The 19,930-nt window shown below is 39.2% G+C and carries 14 protein-coding genes and 1 pseudogene; 8 read left to right on the top strand and 7 right to left on the bottom strand.

Features of this window, described 5'->3' with window-relative positions; translation table 11 throughout:
• The first annotated feature begins 173 nt into the window (after window positions 1-173).
• Window positions 174-1,208: a hypothetical protein gene (locus tag IQ259_RS09540; RefSeq protein WP_193884017.1), complete on the top strand. Its 1,035-nt coding sequence runs from the start codon at window positions 174-176 to the stop codon at window positions 1,206-1,208.
• A gap of 55 nt (window positions 1,209-1,263) precedes the next feature.
• On the opposite strand, the gene IQ259_RS09545 is transcribed toward IQ259_RS09540, so the two are convergent.
• Window positions 1,264-2,433, bottom strand: coding sequence for a homocysteine biosynthesis protein (locus IQ259_RS09545; protein ID WP_193884019.1), 1,170 nt, complete (start codon window positions 2,431-2,433; stop codon window positions 1,264-1,266).
• A 311-nt stretch (window positions 2,434-2,744) separates the two neighbouring features.
• A complete protein-coding gene (locus tag IQ259_RS09550) occupies window positions 2,745-3,011 on the bottom strand; it encodes a hypothetical protein (RefSeq protein ID WP_193884021.1) in 267 nt (88 codons plus the stop codon).
• Window positions 3,012-3,319: 308 nt separating this feature from the next.
• Here IQ259_RS09550 and IQ259_RS09555 point away from each other — a divergent pair, with 308 nt between their 5' ends.
• Window positions 3,320-6,172 carry a GAF domain-containing protein gene (locus tag IQ259_RS09555; RefSeq protein WP_193884023.1) on the top strand — a complete coding sequence of 951 codons (2,853 nt, stop codon included), beginning with the start codon at window positions 3,320-3,322 and terminating at the stop codon, window positions 6,170-6,172.
• Window positions 6,173-6,291: 119 nt separating this feature from the next.
• Here the strand turns inward: IQ259_RS09555 and IQ259_RS09560 are convergent, their stop codons facing one another.
• The gene (locus IQ259_RS09560; protein WP_193884024.1) at window positions 6,292-6,993 is read right to left on the bottom strand and encodes a Uma2 family endonuclease; all 702 of its coding nucleotides are present in this window, start codon (window positions 6,991-6,993) and stop codon (window positions 6,292-6,294) included.
• Window positions 6,994-7,236: 243 nt separating this feature from the next.
• Here IQ259_RS09560 and IQ259_RS09565 point away from each other — a divergent pair, with 243 nt between their 5' ends.
• Window positions 7,237-8,106, top strand: a complete 870-nt coding sequence (locus IQ259_RS09565) for a DUF5895 domain-containing protein (RefSeq protein WP_193884119.1) — start codon at window positions 7,237-7,239, stop codon at window positions 8,104-8,106.
• A gap of 355 nt (window positions 8,107-8,461) precedes the next feature.
• Window positions 8,462-10,489: an S-layer homology domain-containing protein gene (locus IQ259_RS09570; protein WP_193884026.1), complete on the top strand. Its 2,028-nt coding sequence runs from the start codon at window positions 8,462-8,464 to the stop codon at window positions 10,487-10,489.
• 76 nt (window positions 10,490-10,565) lie between these two features.
• On the opposite strand, the gene IQ259_RS09575 is transcribed toward IQ259_RS09570, so the two are convergent.
• Together IQ259_RS09575 and IQ259_RS09580 are read right to left on the bottom strand one after the other, a co-directional pair.
• Entirely contained in the window at window positions 10,566-11,807 is a 1,242-nt protein-coding gene (locus IQ259_RS09575) for a murein transglycosylase A (RefSeq protein WP_193884028.1), read from the bottom strand.
• Between the two features lie 3 nt (window positions 11,808-11,810).
• A complete protein-coding gene (locus tag IQ259_RS09580; RefSeq protein WP_193884030.1) occupies window positions 11,811-12,065 on the bottom strand; it encodes a hypothetical protein in 255 nt (84 codons plus the stop codon).
• A 296-nt stretch (window positions 12,066-12,361) separates the two neighbouring features.
• On the opposite strand from IQ259_RS09580, the gene IQ259_RS09585 reads away from it, so the two are divergent.
• From IQ259_RS09585 to IQ259_RS09600, 4 genes and pseudogenes are all read left to right on the top strand, one after another.
• Window positions 12,362-12,994: an FMN-binding negative transcriptional regulator gene (locus tag IQ259_RS09585; RefSeq protein WP_193884032.1), complete on the top strand. Its 633-nt coding sequence runs from the start codon at window positions 12,362-12,364 to the stop codon at window positions 12,992-12,994.
• A gap of 53 nt (window positions 12,995-13,047) precedes the next feature.
• Window positions 13,048-13,968: pseudogene (locus IQ259_RS09590) on the top strand (ribonuclease D).
• 328 nt (window positions 13,969-14,296) lie between these two features.
• Window positions 14,297-15,139, top strand: a complete 843-nt coding sequence (locus tag IQ259_RS09595; RefSeq protein ID WP_193884034.1) for a tetratricopeptide repeat protein — start codon at window positions 14,297-14,299, stop codon at window positions 15,137-15,139.
• Window positions 15,140-15,324: 185 nt separating this feature from the next.
• Window positions 15,325-16,059 (top strand): phosphoadenylyl-sulfate reductase, encoded by a 735-nt coding sequence (locus IQ259_RS09600; protein ID WP_193884036.1) that lies wholly within the window; start codon window positions 15,325-15,327, stop codon window positions 16,057-16,059.
• Window positions 16,060-16,424: 365 nt separating this feature from the next.
• On the opposite strand, the gene IQ259_RS09605 is transcribed toward IQ259_RS09600, so the two are convergent.
• The gene (locus tag IQ259_RS09605; protein WP_193884038.1) at window positions 16,425-18,587 is read right to left on the bottom strand and encodes a DEAD/DEAH box helicase; all 2,163 of its coding nucleotides are present in this window, start codon (window positions 18,585-18,587) and stop codon (window positions 16,425-16,427) included.
• Window positions 18,588-18,597: 10 nt separating this feature from the next.
• On the bottom strand, window positions 18,598-19,926 hold the full coding sequence (locus tag IQ259_RS09610; protein WP_193884041.1) for an ATP-binding protein: 1,329 nt from the start codon (window positions 19,924-19,926) through the stop codon (window positions 18,598-18,600).
• Window positions 19,927-19,930 lie beyond the last annotated feature (4 nt).

Below are 19,930 nucleotides of genomic sequence, written 5' to 3' on the forward strand. Positions count from 1 at the left end.
CTAGATTAAACATTTAGAGTATAAATGTAAATTTAGCGTTTTTAAAATTGTATTGGGCGCTCTCGTGTGGCTTTGTAGAAAACAAATATACTTTACATCAGCCGCACAAACGCTCTTTCCATCTGCTTAGTAAAATCCCACAATGGGATGTGTCTCCGCCGCAAGGAGTTTTTATGAATTCCGACCTGATGCCTTCGCCTGAATCTTCTAATTTGCCTGAGTCCAATCAACCTGAAACCAATATTGAGACGACCGCTAATGTACCAACACTAGCAGCCCCAGTCTCTGAATCGGAAAATTCAACTGTTGACCCTAGCGAGACCACCAGTGATGGGAACTTAGCCAATCGACAGCAACCGATTCCACCGCCCAGTGAACCAATGCAGTACAGAGCCATCGGCTTAGTCCGAGGTCGCTACATTGCAACTAGTGAACAGTTTACTCAAGGTACGCTCCTGACTGCTGATGGGGTGGAACTCCAAGCCGTTCTGCTCGGTCGAATTATGAGCTTAGTCAAGAACCACCTTGATTTAGAAAAAAATCATCTGTGGGTAGTTTATCCCCGGACTAAACAAGAAAACGATGCCTTACACATCCAAATCGTTGGTGTATGGGAACCAGAAAATCTAGCTAAACAGCAAACACAAGATTCGGCGGCTAGTGAATTGCCAACAGCCGATGCTGCTGTAACTGAGAACTCTGAAGCAACTAAAAGCGACATTAAACCCTCATCAGATATTCCCGATGGTGGTTTTTCTGTGCGCGGCGAGGTAGTTTACCAGTCTTTCGATGACAAGAACTTAGTTGTCAAAATTAAGCAGGCTCCTCGCAAACAAGATGAAAAACCCAAGTATTTTAAGCTAAAACTCAAAGGTGTCCTGACCACCAAAGCTGTGGGCAAATTTTGGGACTTCCAAGTAAAACGAGATGGCGATTTATTAGCTATAGAAACGGCTGAAGCGATCGCAGATTTGCCCAAAAAACGCAGACCACCCCTAAGAGGAGGCGGTGGTGGTGGGTTTCGTGGTGGTGGTGGCGGTGGTCGCCGGCCATTCCCTCCCAGACGCAATGGAGACAGCCAAAGCCCAAGCCCACGGCCAATCAAGAAAATAGGCGGTGGCGAAGCTTCTGCGGTGTCAAAACCCCTACCAAAAACCTCTACGCCTGCTCCTAAGCCGATTAAGCGACAAAAACCAACGCAAGAGTAGTGCTGAGTAGTGAGTGCTGAGTGCTGAGTAGTTTTTTTCTACTCAGCACGTTGGTTTAAAAATCTGTCCAACGGTCTTGGGGTAAAAACGATCGCTCCATTGGAATTGGGGCGACTGGTTCTGTCAGAGTAAAAGTGCCAGCTGCAATCCATTGTTTTAACTCTATGGCAACTTGCCGAGATAAAAACATACTGGCTAAAGGTGCAGTTCGCACAGTTTTATTTTCAATGGTGAGTCGCCCAGATTTGAGTTGGGCGTAACTCACCAAACCAAAGGTAGGACGCACGCGCCTGGGAATAGAAAAATCGACGATTGGTGCTACTAAATCTTTGTCTTGCACTGCACAGCGTTCAACTACAACTTCGTTTAATACGGGGAATGGTACACCAACACCCAACATCAACGAAGCCCCATAACTTTTGAAGTAACAACCACGCACCCATCGCTCTGCCATTTGCTTGGCATCCCCAATTAAGGCTAAGGTTGCAGATGGGCCGATGGGTGTACGATTGGCTAACCGCTTTTGTAAGGGGAAGTGTTGTGTACCTTCCCAAGCTATGTAGCCGATACCGCCGCCTAAGAAAATCCGCGTTCCAATACCCACTAGTTGCAAATCGGGGTCGTTGAACAGAGGAGAAATTGCCCCTGGGTTAGAGTAGACTGCGTTTCCTAAATGGGGTTGTAAGGAACCGAGATAGGTAAACAGTGGGCGATCGCCACCATTCACACCCACGATAAAATTTTGATAAAGGTTGCGGGGATTGAATAAATAAAACTGATTTATGGTGTCACGGGTAATTGTAGTTTCAAATGTTGCCCGTGGGTAACAATCTGTGACTTGTCCCTGCGCCCTGACGTGTACTTGTTTACCTGCAATCAAATCTTCAATAACGTGACCACCACCACGTTCCCGGACTTCTTCTCCGTCCATTGTATCAACAGCACAACTAGCACCCAGGTATAAATCTACAGCCCCAAAACCTGTATATGCGGGTACACCATCTATCCAACAACGGCGAATTTTGATTGGGGGATCAGTGTGTCCCAAATTAATAATCGCACCGCTGGATTCCATTGGCTCAAATGTGCCAGTGGTAATCACATCAACTTCTTTTGCCACTTTGCTCACGCCGACTTCTGCGACTCGTGCTTTTACTTCTTCAACTGTCAAAACGACTGCACGCTGGCGGCTGATTTTCTCGTTAATTTCGGCGATCGTTCGCATAATATACCAAATTGGGATGGGTAGGTATTTTACCTTACACAGTTTTTTTATTATGGGGTCTTCAACTGTTAACGCTTATCTTTCCCCTGTTCCCTTTTAATAGGCTGACACAGACTTCGAGGAAGTTAAATTGCGATCGCTCTCTCACTCAAAAACCCAGTCATCCAGACTGGGTTTTTGATGGGTCTATATTCACCAATAGACTATAATAATCCCAAGAGGAAGAGGCTTTCTTTACTTGTTAGAGGCGATAGTGAAATCAACTAACAAGGGTATTTTACAAGTTCATCACATCATCTGTTTACTTCAAGTCATGCTTGTTGGTCTATCAATTCATCATGGACTTGTGAAATCCTACTATATTCAGCCACTTTCTGCTCAGGTAAACGATTTTCTGGTATCTGCGGATCAACAAAACATCCAGCAGAAGAAGTAAAACGATTCACTTCTACTCGTAAACTTAAAGGTGTGACGTGTACAGTAATAATTCCATCATACTTTGTCAGCACAGCTAAAAAAGTACCGAACAAAGTCAAATAAACAAAATACTTATAATAGCGATTGCTTAGTGGACTCACTTTCCCCTCCAGATCCTTAATTTGGTGATTATGAAGTCGGGTGTCTGCCAATATACTTTGCCAGTATATTGGCAGACACCCAAAGATAAAGCAGACAGTTGAAGTGGTTAGCTGCTTCTGTCGCTAAAAGCCTCACTTAAAAGACTATGTTATTCATATAACATAGTCTTTTAAATTTCGTCAAGTAAAAGCCTCATATAAAAGAAGCATTTAAAAAACACATGTTTTTTTATGAAGAGTGGCATAAAAATGCTATCTTATCGTGAGGTGCAAATAAGTGAGGCTTTTGTAAGTTAGCAGGTTCACAGATGACTCAAATTTCGGAAGACACTGTTAAAGACTTAGTTGCCAAAGAAGGTGTAACTGATAGCGAGCTAGAAGTTCTAGTTTTAGCTTTAAACGGTAAGTTACCAGCAGAGATTAAGACAATCTTAGGAAGGCAGTCTGAGAATGCAGTGCAGAAAACAATGTCTCGAATTTATACCAAATTCCGAATTCCTGGTGCCGGTCCTGGAAAACTATCTAAATTGCAGAATATTCTCTTAGATCGCCTTCAAGCCAAGCAAGGTAAGCGAAAAGTCCTAATTGCTTGGGCTGGTAGTAATAGTAAGCACCAAGCTGAACAAATTCGAGATGTCATTTTTAAGCATCCACAGATTGAAACCTTCATTTTAGATATTGATGAAAGTTTAAACCCAGCTTGGCTTTCAGACACTGAACAGCTTATTTCAAATATAGACTTTGGTATTCTGTGCTTGCCCAAGGAATGCTTTGAATACACATGGGTCAATTTCCTTATAGGCTTATTTTATGGAAAACTCCAGAATTTTAGGGTTTTACGCTTCATTAAAAAGGTTAATTTTAAAGCTCCAATGTACTATCCCTCAATTGATGGTACAGATAAAAATAATTTAATAGATTTACTGCATGAAATAATCGGTGGGGATGTAGAAGAAGCAAAGGATTGGATTAACTACAAACTTTCTACTTCTAACTGGTTTAAAAAAATACTTGAAGAAGAATTAGATGATTTCTATCAAACTGAACTTTCAACAGATGGAATTATCTTAAAAACCTTACAGCCAATATTAAAAAATAATGATTTTTATCAAACAAACAAAATATTCCAGCAAGTTATCATTAACGATATTACTAATATAGAGCGACGGATTGAATTTTTGGTTTCCAATGGCTTAGTTTACAAGATGCCATTAGAGTTATATCCGCGCCATCTTGCTGCTTTGCAGCAAAAGTACCAAGTTCGCGTAAAAGCAGTGGCAATTGTTGATGGAGTAGAATCTTTTTGGGCAAGTGATGAAGGAGATGAAGTTGCAAAAACTGCTAATCCTGAAAGTGAGAGACTTTTTGTTTTTTCAAATGAGAGAGATTTTGAAAATAGCTACCATTTTCTACTAAGACACGCCTCTTATTACAAGGTATTTGTAACAACAAAAGATATATATATGCCCTATGCACAAGAATTTTCTATTAGAGATGTTTCCAATATATTGAATGTTAAGTATTTAGATTCCAATCTACCTACTACAGAATATGCAATTATTGAAAGTAGCGATGAAATGTATCAATTAATTGTATGGTACGACCAGGACAATATTAGGGAAAGTAGGAGTATAAGGGTGGTTAATTTCTCTCCTCTAGAGGGTAATATTTCCCAGTACAAAAAAATTCTCTCAGATTTCTTAGCACGAGCTAATAGGAATAATGAAAAAATATATCAGATCACATTGCAAAATTCAAATCAAAAAATCAAATCAGGAAAAGCGCTGGAGCAAATAGTAGCTCAAAAATTTGAACAAATTAGAGATAATCTTTTCAGGAAATCACTAGATGAGTGTCTGAAATATCCAAATAAATTGCTAAAAGATTTACAAAAAGTCAGAAATAGCTTAAAGCGTTTAGATGATAAGGATCATGTTATTGAAAAAGCTCTTCAACTTGTACGCGAGAGGCTCAATTCTCAAACTGCGGCTATTTTTTTATTTTCAAAGGATGGATACTTACATCGTCAGAAAATATTAGGTGTTGATGCAAATAGCTATGAAATTGATGAGAAATGGTTTGAAGATGAAGCTTATAAACCTGGTGAAAGTTTCACAGGTAAAGCGGCTATTCCTAGTGAAGATAGTTTTGGGAAACCTTACTCAGCGAATGATCTGAGTGAAATACTGCTAGATACTAAAAGCAAAGAGAAGTATTCAGAAAAACTTGGAGGTATTTATTCTGCTATTGCTGTTCCTTTAGATGGTGAACACAAAACTTTTGGAGTACTTGAGGTTATTAATAAATTTGATCCACTCAGAAAACAACCTATTACAGATTCTGGTTTTTCTCAAGAAGAAATTCATTGGTTATCTACAATAGGCTTATCAGTTGCTTCTGCAATATCAAATTTACGAAAAAAAATTCAGGTAAAACTGCTTGGAGATTTGTCAGATTCTTTAGTAGGCTCTTGTAATAATGATTCTGATATAAAAGAAGCATATAGAAGTGTTGTTCAACGTCTAATTTCAGAGAATACAGCTTTTGAAGTATGTATACTACGAGTAAAAAATAAGAAGGGTTTCCTTGAGGTGGTGGATAAAGCAGGTGTTGAGAGAATTATCTGGAACAAAAGATTAGATGAACCTAGAAGTAATGAAGATGGATTAGTGGGAAATGTCATGAGTATAAAAAAATATGTCATAATTCAAGGAATAAATAATCAAAATATAAAAGAGTTCAAAAATCAGGATTGGATAAGACTTAACGAATTCAAATCTTTTGGCTGTTTTCCGCTTATCTATAAAGCAGAAGTAGTGGGAGCAATTTCTTTATATACCGGGTACGAATATGATTTTCATCCTGGCTGCCAAGAATTCTTGCAGAGAGTAGCATCCCTAGTTGCTGCTTTTATAGGAAGAGTAAAAGAGTCAGAGGCTGTGAATCACATAGTCCAAGAACTTGACAATTGCCCTACTCAATCTATGGATTTATTACAGCTTAAGGAAGAAGAGTTACGTGAGCAATTGTTTGTTGTTCAACAACGTTATGATACTATTCGGCAAAGACTTGGTGAAACCTTTGGGCATCCACAGGAATCCAATAATTTAGAATCTAGTGAAGAACCTCCTCAAAAGATAGCCACCAAGTACTGTTCTTAACAATGCTTAATTAGCTGTACAATCCACTCGTAACCTGCTTACTCCAAGCTTCAGGCGTGTAGTAAAGCTTGTGCTTACCAACAAAGCACTAAACCTTCACTGTGACCTGTTCTCTTTTACTAAATTGTTTCTGGGTCAATATTTAATTCTCGCAGTTTAGCTGCTAACCTTTCGGCTCGTTCTTGAGCTATTTCTTTTTGTAGGCGTTCTGATTCTGCTTCTTCTTCGGGAGTGGGAACTAACTGACCTTCTGGTGTAAAAAATCGCAATAAATTCTCATAAATACCCAAGTATAAACCTAACTGCTGACTCCACAAATGTCCTTGAGTATTTGCATCTAAAGCTTGGTATTGACCATCGACTAAATGAAACCCAGCAAATTCTTGAGTTTCTGGGTCAAACCAAAAATAATCGGGTGTACGGAAGGTGTTTTGGTAAAGTTTTTTCTTCAAATCTTTATCTGTTTTAGCAGTTGATTCCGAAAGAATTTCTAAAATTATGTTAGGATACTTGCCTTCTTCTTCCCAAACTACCCAACTTTTACGGGTTCTGCGTTCGGTGTCTAGTACAACAAAAAAATCTGGGCCTCGGAAGTCTTCTGTTTTGTGTTTGTTCCAACTATAGTAGATGGTAAGATTTCCGGCAGTGTAAAAATCATTTCTGTCTCGCCACAACCACTTAAGACATTTTAGTAAGAGCATAATCTGCTCAAGATGCAGTTCTGTTTCCGAGGGAGGTTCGTCGCTATATAAATCACCTGGGGGAAAGATAACATCTTCTGGAGTCGCTTGAGGAGCGTCTAATTCTTTGGCGAGGGACATGAGGAGATTACTGCATCTGGTAGTGATGGGTTCATTTTAGCTCCTGTATTGTTTGACATTGAAAATGCGATCGCTAAACTTTGCGTTCTCTCTAAGAGACCACAGGCAAAAAAGCACCTGCTAAAATCTACTTCAGAATGTGCCTAATGTACCATTTGAATGGTACAAATGAGAGATACGATTCCCAGCATCAGCGCTATAACGGTAAACTTGTATCGCAAAACCCACCTACAGCCTAAAACGATGAAAGCATCTGCTAAGTTCGACTTTGAAGACGAGAAATTTAATGCACCGCCTTCTCAAGTCATCCCCTGGTGTCAGATGATTAATCCTCGGTATGGCAGTGATGGTATGCAAACCTATGGTCTTGCAATCAAGCTAGATAATGCAAATGCTGTGGGTTTTCAGCCAGATGAAAATTGGCAGCAAGTAGAGCATGAATTTAGCTCTGGTGTCGAAACAGTTTTTATGACTACAACTCCGCGCTTGGTGATAGTGCGCCGTGGGCCTTTGTCAGTCAAAGATCGAGAAACTGGCATTAAATTAGGTACGCTGAAAGAAAATTATGATGCCTTTTTAGCTGACAAACTTAAATTTAAAACTTTTACTCGCTATTTAATTTTTTTAGTCAGCGAAAATAAAAAATTTTTACATGAATTGCCACTGCAATTAACTCTCAATGGTGCAGCAGGAGCAAGTTTCAGCAAAACTTATTGTGAATTTCAGCAAGGTAAAGTCGTCAGTGGTTTTGTTTGTGAATTAGAAAGAGCTTATGCAATATACCGCAAGCAACCACTAACTCCAAAAGGGCCATTATTCCACGCGCATGGAATTTTCTGCCCCATAATCGAGTGTGAAGAAAGAGGTATTGAACCCAATACAGTGCTAGTTGCTTCTACTGTGGACTACAAACATCCAACAGTTGGAACATTAACACAATATCTTATTGCTTCTGATGCTCCTGAGTCTACAATTATTTGCAAATATTTTGAAGAATACAAAGAATTTGGTAAGGAACCTGTAAGAACAGAAACCAGTAAAATATCTATGGCAGGTGTTTCCAGTTCCTATATTTATGCTGATGAAGAGGATTTTGCCTATCCGCCCTACTAACAGAGCTTTTCACGAGTGACTATAGTCACTTAAGTTGTTTGATTCTCAAACCACGAATCATTAGTAGACAAAAAAGAAAATAGGGAACATTCAAAAAGTATCGAGTCTTACTTTCAGGACTTACGCAAAATTATGGAAAAACGAACCGCAAAGGACACAAAGGACACGAAGTTAAGAGGGTTTCAGAGAGTTATTGCGTAAGTCCTAACTTTGATTCTCATACTTCAATAGATATGCTGGTATTAAATTTAGCTGTGCCTCTCAATTTCTAATATTTCTTCAACCTGCATAAATATTTGGTGAAGCTGCAATTCATCCTGCCAGCAAAACACTATTAATTGAGGTTAATAATGCCATGATTAAGGCCTACAAATTGACTTTATCCCTGGTAGTTTTAACATCTCTAGAAATAACACCCTTAGAATTAGCGCAAAGTACACCTACTGATATTAAAAGTAACTGGTCGCAATCATGTATTATCAAACTATCCGAGCAAGGCATCATTAGTGGATATCCAGATGGCACTTTTCGGCCTAATGCTCTTGTAACTCGCGCAGAGTTTGCAATGATGGTGAGTAAGGCTTTTCCTAAAGCTAAAAAAATGCGTGATCCAGTCCAGTTTGTCGATGTACCCTCGAATTACTGGGCTGATAATGGGATTAAACAAGCTTCTCAAACAGGATTTATATCAGGTTATCCTAATCAAATTTTCAATCCTAACCAAAATATTCCCCGCGCTCAAATCTTAGTCGCTTTGGCAAGTGGGTTAAAATATTCTACGACTACACCTGTAATTACAACTTTAAATGCTAATTTTATTGATGCAAATCAAATTCCTGATTATGCACAAAAAGGGATAGCAGCTGCAACTGAAAAACAACTTGTCGTTAACTATCCTGATGTTAAATTACTCAATCCTAATCGATTAGCAAATCGGGCTGAAGTATCTGCTCTGTTGTGTCAAGCTTTAGCAAATTCTAAACAAGCTGGTAGTATTTCAGAAAAGTATATTGCAGGTGGTGCTATCTCTTCATCGTCGATATTTGTCACAGTTCAACAAGGCGCAAGACAAAAATTTCAAGGCTTAGGATTTAGTTCAACTGTTGGTGGTGGTAGAGGATACGCGAAGTTAACACAGCCACAAAAAAATAAACTGCAAAAATTGCTGTGTACAGATGCCAAATTTAAGATTGTCAGGCTATGGTTCAAACCAGATAAATACGCGCCGCAGCCTGGCATAGAAGACATGTCTGTATTTGTAAATCCTTACGTAAAATCAGGATTTATTTCTGATGCTTTGGCAAATGGTTGCACTACACTTTTGATAGGGCCGGATAGAATTCCTGATTATATGGCAGCGTCTAATAGTAGGTATATTCAAGATTCTCAAATCAAAAATTATGCCGCGCTTTTGGTGAATTTGATAGATGACTTGAAACAAAATTATAAAATTAAAATTCATGCCACAGGTATACTTAATGAACCGAATGATGGGCGAATAAGGATCTCAGATGCTCAGTGGCCAATCATGATTCAAACCCTGCGCCAACAACTGGATCATCGTGGTTTGAAAGATGTGAAAATAGTTACCCCAGAACTAGCTAACGGTGATGCTGTGGCTGTGCGAATTATCAAAGCTATAAAAAATGCTCCGAAAGCGTGGAAAGATTTAGCAGCCATTTCGACTCATTCTTATAATATGGCAGCAACACCAGCGATCGCTAAATTTATTGAGGGAACAGATAAGGAGTACTGGATTACAGAGGTTGGAACTAATGGTAAGGAAGAACCAGGAAATGCTTTAAATGCTGCTTCTGCAGCTGCTCGCTTTCTGAGCGATATGAATAATCGAGTAACTCACTGGATTTGGTTTATTGGACATGCAAAAGCAGATCCTCGTGATAATGCTACACGCATAATCCGTTATTCTTTAGATCCATTTCAATATGATTTGTTCCAGAAATATTATTATCTCCAGCAATTAAGTCAAACATTTGACATCGGAGCCGGATTTAGGAGAAGTATTAGTTCTCTTGACAAAAGCATGACTTGGACTTTCGGTAAAAAACCGCGTATTACTGTCGCATCTGCGAAAAACCTTGATGGTTCGTGGGGAATAGCCATCAGTAACTATACGGCTGAGAGATTTGCTGATCCTGTTATTTCAAAATGGGAAAAAACGCAAGGTGGCTATGCAGCCAAAAGTTTTGAAGTGACAGTATATGTAGAAGAACTTGCTCAAGCTGGAGACATCAAAATGCGGATGTATCGCTCAAACAGCAATATAAATAATAAATATATAGGCGCTCGCGTCATGCGTAAAGGCAGAATTACGATTCCAAAAGTAGAAAGTTTGGATTTAATTACTCTGCGTAGTCGGTAGAAACGTTGCAATTGAATAACAAGATCCCCGACTTTTTCAAAAAATCGGGGATCTGAGTCTCTCTACAAATCCATATCTATTTTTTCAGCAGTAAATAATATAGTGAACCATTGCCACCTGTAACACCAGCGCGATCGCCTGCTAGTTTACCAGTTCCCATAAAATAGTCTACCCGTCCAGGGCCTTTAATGGCACTGCCTGTATCTTGATCAAGTACAAAGCGGCTAACGGTGCGATACTCTAATTTACCCCCAGCAGCCGGATAAGGTAAGGAAGTATTGATCAGCGCTAATGCACCCGGAGGCATAATTGATTTATCTGTGGCAATGGAACGTTCTGCTGTCACAGGGACATTCAGACTACCAGTAGCTTTTCTACCACTAGTTTCTTTGAAGAAAATAAAGCGTTCCCAACGGGGTAAATAATTATTCAACTCTAGAGGATTTTGCTGGAAGTAACTAATTAGACGCGGCATTGTTAATCCACTGAGTGGTAATTTACCATCTTTGGCTAATTCTCCGCCGATACTAGTCCAAGGATAATCAGTTCCCCCGGCGTAACCCACAGAAGTAGTCTTACCATTGGTTAACTTGATTTGAGCAGAACCTTGGATGTGTATCAAGTATGCGTCTAAGCGATCGCGGAACCAGAGAATTTCTAAACCGCGCAACTGGCTTTTGTCTCCCAACAAACCATCTTTTCCTTCCAAATTAATCCTATTTGGGTGAGGTTTAGCCCATTGGTCGAAATTCTGCGGTAGTCGATAAAGGGGATACTTATATATAGAAGTCCTAACGCGACTTGCTTGATAAACAGGCTCATAATAAGCAGTAAATTTAACAGTACCCTTGCCATCATTGCCCACAGACTTATAAAACACAAACTCTCGACGGATAGCAGCTTGGAGTTGGGTTGCAGATTTAGCAGTTGCAACTATTTGCCGAAAACGCAGCAAACTGCGACGCACGCGATCGCTTGTAATTCCTGGAACCGGATAATTTTTATAGGAGGCGATCGCGCTATCTTTTGCCAAATAACGTAAACTGTTGTCAATGGCGGCTAAGACAGCCTTGCGATCACCTGGTTTACCTTTACTACCAAAAATTTGCTCATCCCATCCCAAGCAAGTAGACACAGGCTTACAAGTATTACCGATGTTGATTGGTTGGAGTGGTAATTGTAACTCCGGTGGAGTGCTTGGCTGTGTTGGTAACGGTACAGGTAATGTTATTGTAGGAACTTGAGCAACAGCTGGCCAAATTGTGCTTACAAGGGCAATTCCCAGACTCAAAGAAGCCAAAGCAAGGGTTTTTCTCATGATTTAGTCGTATCTTTCAACACTAGAGCTAAACAGTGGTTCTACCCGGATTGCGACAATCCGAGATGGGCGGACAACCATATACTCTCCTTGAATATTCTTGATCGGTACGCTAATAAAGTCATTCGAGGCCGACTTGGGAACAAGTTCGCCACTATACCATTTTTGGAATTCTTGAATAGTCGGAAAACGTACTTCTTCACGATGACCATTTTCCAGCAAGAGGTAGACAGCATATTCGTTCGGTGTTCTAGGCATAAAGTTGAATCATGATAAATATGTTCAACCCATGTTAACCACGTCACCCCAGAATGAAAAGGGTAAGCATACGGGAGCAAGAAAAGCTGACTGGAGAGTTTTGCATTAATCAACCATGAGTTACTACTCCTATGTCTTAAGTTTGATTGTCCCTCTAGACGGCCAATACTTGAACCTGTTCCTGAAAAAGTTGCTGAGTAGAAGTGTGAAATTAACAGATGGTATAAATTGCGATCGCTCACAATTAAGTATTAAAGTCTGATAAGGTTGAATACTGAACGTTAAATTTCAATATTATGTACATTCCAAATGCCTTTCGAGAAGAAGACTTTGAGAAATTAGTAGCCTTCATGGGTGGCAATAGTTTTGCTACATTAATATCGATTCAAAATAATTTTCCTGTTGCTTCCCACATTCCATTTGTAATCACTGTGCAGAACAATGTTGTCAAGCTAACAGGTCATCTTGCCAAACAAAATCCACAGTGGCAGTTTTTTGGTATGAGTGAATCACTGGCTGTGTTCACTGGGCCTCATGCTTATATTTCACCATCCTTATATGAAAAGCGCGAGAGTGTACCAACCTGGAACTATATCGCTGTTCATGCTTACGGTATTCCGCAACTTATTACTCTCAGTGACTCACCGGAACTAATGGATAATATGATAGATGAAATGATCGATACCTATGGTGCTGATTACAAATCACACTGGCACAGCTTATCTGACAACTTTCGCCAGGGAATGATGAACGGGATTGTGGGTTTTGAAATGACAGTTACCCGACTAGAAGGGAAGTATAAACTTAGCCAAAATCGCAGCTTTACAGACCAATATAATGTTGCTCATGCCCTGCTACAAAATGCAGATCCAGACGCTCAAGCTATAGGTTCAGCTATGCAAACTAATTTGGAAATCAATCAACAGTAATAACAGTAAATTTCAATTAACAATAACAATATAAACCTCAATAAAAATTAGCAATGCCATACTTGAATGCTGCTAACAAAATTCGTGACATCATTGCTGAATATACCACAGCTACAACCCTATGGATAGATACAGAGGTCGCTGAATATAACAGTCGTAATCCCAGATTATCACTCATTCAAGTATTAGATGACCCTGATGACATGAGTGGCGATCGCGTTTTACTTTTGGATGTCCTAGATCAGCCTGATGTCGTAGCTAATTTTATTGAGCAAATTATGGTCAATTCAGGCATAGAAAAAGTATTTCATAATGCTGGTTATGATGTAAAATTTCTGGGTAATAAAGAAGTTGAAAATGTTACTTGTACTTTAGAAATAGCTAAAAAAATTCCTTACCATTTATTGCCAGCTTCTAATTAACAACTCAAAACATTAGCTACCACGCTGTGTAACTTTCACTATATTGATAAACAGGAGCAAAGTAGCGATTGGGGCAGACGACCTTTAACTGAAGAACAAATAGATTACGCTTATTTAGATTGTATTTATCTTGCTCAAGTGCATAGGCGTTTGTTAGAATTACAAACAGAAAGTAATCCTAATCCAGAAACAGAAGATTTAATAGCTCTCGGCGCAAGATACACACAAATAGAAGAGCAATGGAAACTATTAAATTCTGAGTTTGAACATTTGCAAGAGCGCGTTAAAAAAGCCATGCAGGTTCAAAATGTGCCAGAAACTTCTTTATTTAAGTTGACTACTTATGAACGTAAAACTGTGAAAACGCAGTTTGCCGAATTGGCAAGACTGGTACAAAATCAAGGATTAAGTTTAGATTTCCCTGTCACGTTAACTCAAAAACTCCAAAAAGATTTAGGTGAAAATCTAGAACAATTATCTGTAGATATAGATACAAGTAACGCTTTGCGGCTAACCTCCAAATCTCAAGAAACTAATCATGAGGATGAGTAAAAATAGTTACGGAATTGAAGTCTAAAATTTTAGTAGAATTTGAATATTGATTAAAGTATTATTTAAGAAATAAATAGTAATTTTTAAAGCAAGTCAAAGTATAATAAGCTACATAAAATTTTCTTCCTAGAAGCCTAAAAAGTAACTTCTAGAAGACATGATTATACATGTAAAGTTGATAAACTTCCCGGTTGAGGCGATAGATAACCGTTATTAAACCTAGGGAATATCAGTTAGACGTGTTAATTAACATTGCACATCTACATTAAATATTTAATTAAATTGGGTGCTAATTCAATCTAGGTGGAATGGTGGTTTAAAGCAACTTATGAAGCTGCGGTTATTGGAGCAAAAGCGGGTGAAGGTTAAAAAAACATTGACTATAGTTGTGCTTGCTATCTTGAGTGCAATTACCCTTATCTCTTGCAATAGAGACAAGAATGTGTTGGTGACAGAAATAGGCTTCACTCCCCCTAGCCGTCGGACAATTAAAACATCACAAGCCGGGACGCTGTATCTTCAAGGGCAAAATCAGCACCTCAAAGGCGACTTACAAGGCGCGATCGCTTCTTATACTAAAGCACTAAACCTCAATCCTGAATATAGTTCTGCCTACAAAGGACGAGGACTCGCCTACTTTGACACTGGAGACAAGCAAAAAGCGATCGCAGATTATAACGAAGCCTTGCGCTTTTCTCCCAACGATGCAGAAGCCTTTAACAGTCGCGGAAACGCCCGCGCCTCCCTCGGAGATAATCGAGGTGCGATCGCTGATTATACCCAAGCCATTAAGCTCTCACCCAACTATGCCGAAGCTTATAATAACCGAGCAAATGCCCGTGCAGCATTGGGAGAAAAAGACGGATCACTTGATGATTACGACCAAGCCATTATCCTTAATCCCAGATATGCGATCGCCTACAATAACCGTGGCAACGCTCGCGCCACAAAGGGAGACAAGCAAGGCGCAATATCAGATTACAATGAAGCTATACGCCTCAATCCGAGCTTTGCCCCTGCCTACAATAATCGCGGTAACGCTCGTGCCGCCCAGGGAGACAGACAAGGTGCAATCAACGATTTAGAACAAGCCGCCGCCATATTCCAACGTCAAAGTAACAACGAATTGTATCAACAAGTCATGAATAATCTTCAAGAACTTGGGCAATAGTAATTTTTAAAAATGCCAAGTTAATTGCCTTTCAACAGCGATCGCAGCTTGTAGTGCTTCAGGAAATTAAATAATGTTCATCTGCAATGGCTAGAGTAATTTCCGTAAGTCTGTTTTAGGAAATTGGTATAACAGCATCTTAAATTGGTAAAATTACAGGTCTAGAGAGAAGAGAACATCCAGACATGGTAGCTGCCCATACAGATTTAAATATTACTGCCTTAGAAGCAGAATATAGTCAGAAATCACCAAGGGAAATTCTTAAATTTGCCCTGAATACATTTGACAACATGGCAATTTCCTTCAGTGGTGCTGAAGATGTTGTGTTGATTGATATAGCTGCAAAAATAACCAAAGACTTCCGAGTTTTTACTCTTGATACTGGGCGTTTGCACCCAGAAACATACCAGTTTTTGGATAAAGTCAGAGAACATTATGGAATTAAATTAGAAGTAATGTTCCCCGATGCAGCCGAAGTACAAGCCTTGGTAGAAGAAAAGGGACTGTTCAGTTTTTATCAAGATGGTCACAAAGAATGCTGCGCTATCCGCAAAGTCAGACCACTGCGCCGCAAGCTGAATACCCTTGATGCTTGGGTTACAGGACAGCGTAAAGACCAAAGTCCCAGCACGCGCAACCATATTCCTGTAATTGAAGTTGATACCGCATTTTCTACCGAAGACCATCAATTAATCAAGTTCAACCCCTTAGCAAACTGGTCTTCCACACAGGTGTGGGAATACATTCGTGGTTTAGACGTACCTTACAACAAATTACACGAACGCGGTTTTGTCAGTATTGGTTGCGAACCCTGCACCAGACCTGTCCTACCTAGCCAGCATGAACGTGAAGGTCGCTGGTGGTGGGAAGAATCAACTGCTAAAGAGTGCGGTCTGCACGTAGGGAACTTACAAAAATAGTTAGTGAACTACCTACACTGACCTGACGGTACAGTGTAGGCTTCCCAATTCATTGGGGATTACCTCGGTCTTCGTAGATTTTTTACGTCCAAAAGACTTTGGTCTTATAGCAGTAGCCAAGGCAGTTAGGACATCGGCCAATGATAAAACTCATGCACTAAAAGACTCTTAACCCTGTCACCTGTCACCTGTTCCCTGTCACCTGCTATACATTCCCTCCAAGAGCAGAAGCGCTAGTTCCTAACGCCCATAGTCGCAAACCTTCGTTTTTAAGATTAATTGCCGCATTAATGTCTCTATCATGCTGTTTCTGACTATGAATTGCTGTTTTAGGGAAAAAATACCAGATTTTGTGATTTTCATACTTACCACAGCGCTACTTGTTGTCTGAGTTCTTCTATATTTAAGTAATCATGAGCAAAAGCTTTCCGTAATAACAAATGTGGAATAAATTCATCATATTTTTGCATTTCTGGGGCTTCTGCGGTACTAACTAAATCCTCTGCTGAAATTCTTTGCTCACATAATGCAGCAATTTCTGATTGTAGATATTTAAATTTACCTTTGCCTAATTTCAAGGTTAAATAATAGGGACTAGTTCCACCGATACTACTAATTTCTAAAGATTCTCGACAAAAAGTATTAATTAACCTTTCTAAAGTGCGATAACTGACTGTACCCATCCAAGGAAAGATACAGCATTTATTTTTGTCTAATTGCAATATATTAGATTTTTCTAATCCAGCAGATTGTGTCAATTGTCTGACTGTTTGTAGACGTTTTTTAGCATTATTTTGTAAATAGCTATATTCTACATCTTCCAGCAAGACCTGCCGCATTCGTCGTAAAATTTTAGTATGAATACTGCCACCACCACCACGCCAATAAACAGTAGCTTTACCATCTACTTGTTTGGCTAAAACTAGCTTTCTTTTAAAATCAACTTCTAAAACTTCCCAAGTTCTGCCTGCTAAACCAAATTGATTACCTACAGGTGGTGGTGTAACGATACTGCCAATTTCTGTTGTACCTTGCTTAACTAGATATTCTTGATTATCAGCAAACACAGCATAAAATTGAAATTTACCTACTATCCTTTCACCAGTCAAGCCGAGAATTAATTTACCTTGCTCAGTTTGCTGAATATGGTCAATATCAATTAAATAACGTAATAATAATTTGAAATCTTCTTTAGACAGAGCAGCAAAAGGTGGTAGGTTTAAAACTTGTTTAGCTAAATTAGCCGGGGATAGTTCTTCTGCGGCTAATAAAATACTCATTGTCTGATGATAAAGCAAGCTCAAAGGATATTTAATCGGCTTTATTGGTTCAATCCAACGTTCTTCTAAATAAAGTTGGATAATAGCAATACACTGCAAAAGTTGCCAGGGAATTTGCTCTGGTAGATATGCTTCTGATAATGGTTCATTTTCAGCACAGACAAAGCGCATATCAGCAGCTTCACCTCTTCTCCCAGCACGTCCTAACCGTTGTAAAAAGCTGGCTACAGATAATGGCGATTCTAACTGAATAACTCGCTCTAAATTACCAATATCTATACCTAATTCTAAGGTGAGTGTAGCAGCAGTAACAGCAGGAGTATAAGGTTCACGCATGGCATTTTCCGCAGCTTGCCTCAAGCTTGCTGATATACTACCGTGATGTACATGATAGATATCTGGCTGTGCTTGTGCTGTGCCAATTTGACGCAAGGAAGCAATTACCGATTCGGTTTGGGTGCGGTTATTTGCAAAGATGAGACATTTTTTATTTTGGCTAAGATTAAAAAGATAATTATCATATATATCTGATGAATTAATATCATCACGAATATAAAAATGTTCTACAGCAAGTTTAATTTGACGTTTTCCTACCTCAATTTTGGGAGTAATTACTTGTTTGTCAGTTCCAGAACGCAACCAATCTTCTGCCAATGAGTAGTCACCAAGAGTTGCTGATAAACCAATGCGTCGGGGTTGTGATTGAATTACATTTGCTAAACGCTGCAATTGACAAATAATCTGACAACCGCGCTCAGAACCCATGAAGGCATGAATTTCATCAATGACGACAAATTGTAATTCTCCAAATAAGTGAACTAAGTCATGATGTTTGTTAATTAACAAGCTTTCAAGAGATTCTGGGGTAATTTGCAGAATGCCTTTAGGATTTTTTAAAAGCTGATTTTTCCGACTTTGAGTAACGTCTCCGTGCCAGTGATAAACAGGGATATCTGCTGTTTTTAGTAAACCATTGAGGCGTTCAAATTGGTCATTAATTAAAGCTTTAATTGGGCCAATATATAATGCACCTATAGTATTAGTAGGGTAATTATGTAATACAGTTAAAACTGGTAAAAATGCTGCTTCTGTTTTTCCCGCCGCCGTGGCTGCTGCTACTAATAAGTGAGCATCTGTGTCAAAAATAACTTCACAAGCTGCTTTTTGCACTGGTCTTAATTCAGTCCAGTTGTTATGATAGATATATTCTTGGATGAAGGGTGCGAGTCTGTTGAAGGCATTACTCATATTTAATTAATCACAAACTAAATTCTGCTGCGTCATCTTCATCTACACCTAGATTTTTACCTACCGCTACAGGCTTAAATTTAGAACCCTGGATTAATTCGCTAAATGCCACTTTAGGATTTTGATGCAGGATATTCAGCACGCTAATAAAATCTCGGATAATTTCGCCAGGTGTGAGTAATGCTTCTGCACCCAAGCGACTAACGATTTCTTGCAAAAATTCTTGTAAGTTGCGATCGCTCAATGTCTTATCATAACCATAGTGGAGTACATGGATCTCTTTGAGGCGTTGTAAAAGCGTCAAAATTTCTGCTTCACTCAACGGATTTAACCGAATTACAGGCCCTAAAAACTCCTGAGCATTAGCTTGGGTAACAAAACGACTTTCTTTTGTCCGCCTTCGCCAAGCTTGGTCAGCAAACAGTCCGCGATTTGGGTCTTCTAAAAATTTGGTCGTGCCGCCAATAAAAATACCCAGATGTTCTGCTTTGCATTGCATGGTATCATTAAACATTGTCAGCAGTCTGTTATAGTTCTTCTCTCGTGTAACTGTAGTAGATATTTGGTATAGATTTACAGCTTCATCTAATAAAATTAATAGACCTTTATAGCCAATCTCTGCAACAAATTTGGCAAATAGTTTGATGTAGTCATACCAACTTTCATCATCAATAATAACGCGCACACCTAAAGCGGCTTTGGCTTCTATTTTTGTAGTAAATTCACCACGCAACCAACGCAATGCAGCATTTTTTAAATTATCATCATCTAATCTATAACCACGCCAATAAGCAATAATTACGTTACCAAAATCAAAGCCGTGGACTAAATCTTCAATATATTGAACAACTTCACGAATTTTAGCTTCAACTTGGTCATCAAAACCCTCGTCATTAGGGCGCAAATTAGTCTCTTTGGCAACTTCTTGTTGAATTTTATTAATCCAGCCTTCTAAAATTGAAATTAAAGCACCACCATCAGGACGTGTTTTTGTCGAAAGGTGACTCATTAATTCTCGATAAGTCGCTAAACCTTCATTATTACTTCCTGCGAGGCGACGTTCATAAGATAAATCAGCATCAGCTACTACAAAACCTTGCTCCATTGCACGGTTACGAATCATTTGTAGGAGAAAGCTTTTACCTGAACCATAGTTACCAATAATAAAGCGAAATGCTGCTACACCTTCTGCGATGTCATCAAGATTTTGGATGAGGCTTTTAAGTTCTTGTTCTCGACCAACTGCTATGTGTTCAACTCCCAGTCTCGGTACTACTCCCGCAGCCAGGGAATTAATTAAAGCAGTGGAAATTTTCTTCGAGATTTTGAGCTTTGCCATGTAC

The organism is Fortiea sp. LEGE XX443, from assembly GCF_015206815.1.
Lineage (GTDB): Bacteria > Cyanobacteriota > Cyanobacteriia > Cyanobacteriales > Nostocaceae > Nostoc_B.

Coding starts and splice junctions, on each gene's coding strand:
- IQ259_RS09585 (WP_193884032.1), top strand. CDS start 12,362: ATGTACATTCCAAATGCCTTTCGAGAAGAAGACTTTGAGAAATTAGTA.
- IQ259_RS09595 (WP_193884034.1), top strand. CDS start 14,297: ATGAAGCTGCGGTTATTGGAGCAAAAGCGGGTGAAGGTTAAAAAAACA.
- IQ259_RS09570 (WP_193884026.1), top strand. CDS start 8,462: ATGATTAAGGCCTACAAATTGACTTTATCCCTGGTAGTTTTAACATCT.
- IQ259_RS09565 (WP_193884119.1), top strand. CDS start 7,237: ATGAAAGCATCTGCTAAGTTCGACTTTGAAGACGAGAAATTTAATGCA.
- IQ259_RS09605 (WP_193884038.1), bottom strand. CDS start 18,587: ATGAGTAATGCCTTCAACAGACTCGCACCCTTCATCCAAGAATATATC.
- IQ259_RS09560 (WP_193884024.1), bottom strand. CDS start 6,993: ATGTCCCTCGCCAAAGAATTAGACGCTCCTCAAGCGACTCCAGAAGAT.
- IQ259_RS09545 (WP_193884019.1), bottom strand. CDS start 2,433: ATGCGAACGATCGCCGAAATTAACGAGAAAATCAGCCGCCAGCGTGCA.
- IQ259_RS09540 (WP_193884017.1), top strand. CDS start 174: ATGAATTCCGACCTGATGCCTTCGCCTGAATCTTCTAATTTGCCTGAG.
- IQ259_RS09575 (WP_193884028.1), bottom strand. CDS start 11,807: ATGAGAAAAACCCTTGCTTTGGCTTCTTTGAGTCTGGGAATTGCCCTT.
- IQ259_RS09555 (WP_193884023.1), top strand. CDS start 3,320: ATGACTCAAATTTCGGAAGACACTGTTAAAGACTTAGTTGCCAAAGAA.
- IQ259_RS09600 (WP_193884036.1), top strand. CDS start 15,325: ATGGTAGCTGCCCATACAGATTTAAATATTACTGCCTTAGAAGCAGAA.
- IQ259_RS09580 (WP_193884030.1), bottom strand. CDS start 12,065: ATGCCTAGAACACCGAACGAATATGCTGTCTACCTCTTGCTGGAAAAT.
- IQ259_RS09610 (WP_193884041.1), bottom strand. CDS start 19,926: ATGGCAAAGCTCAAAATCTCGAAGAAAATTTCCACTGCTTTAATTAAT.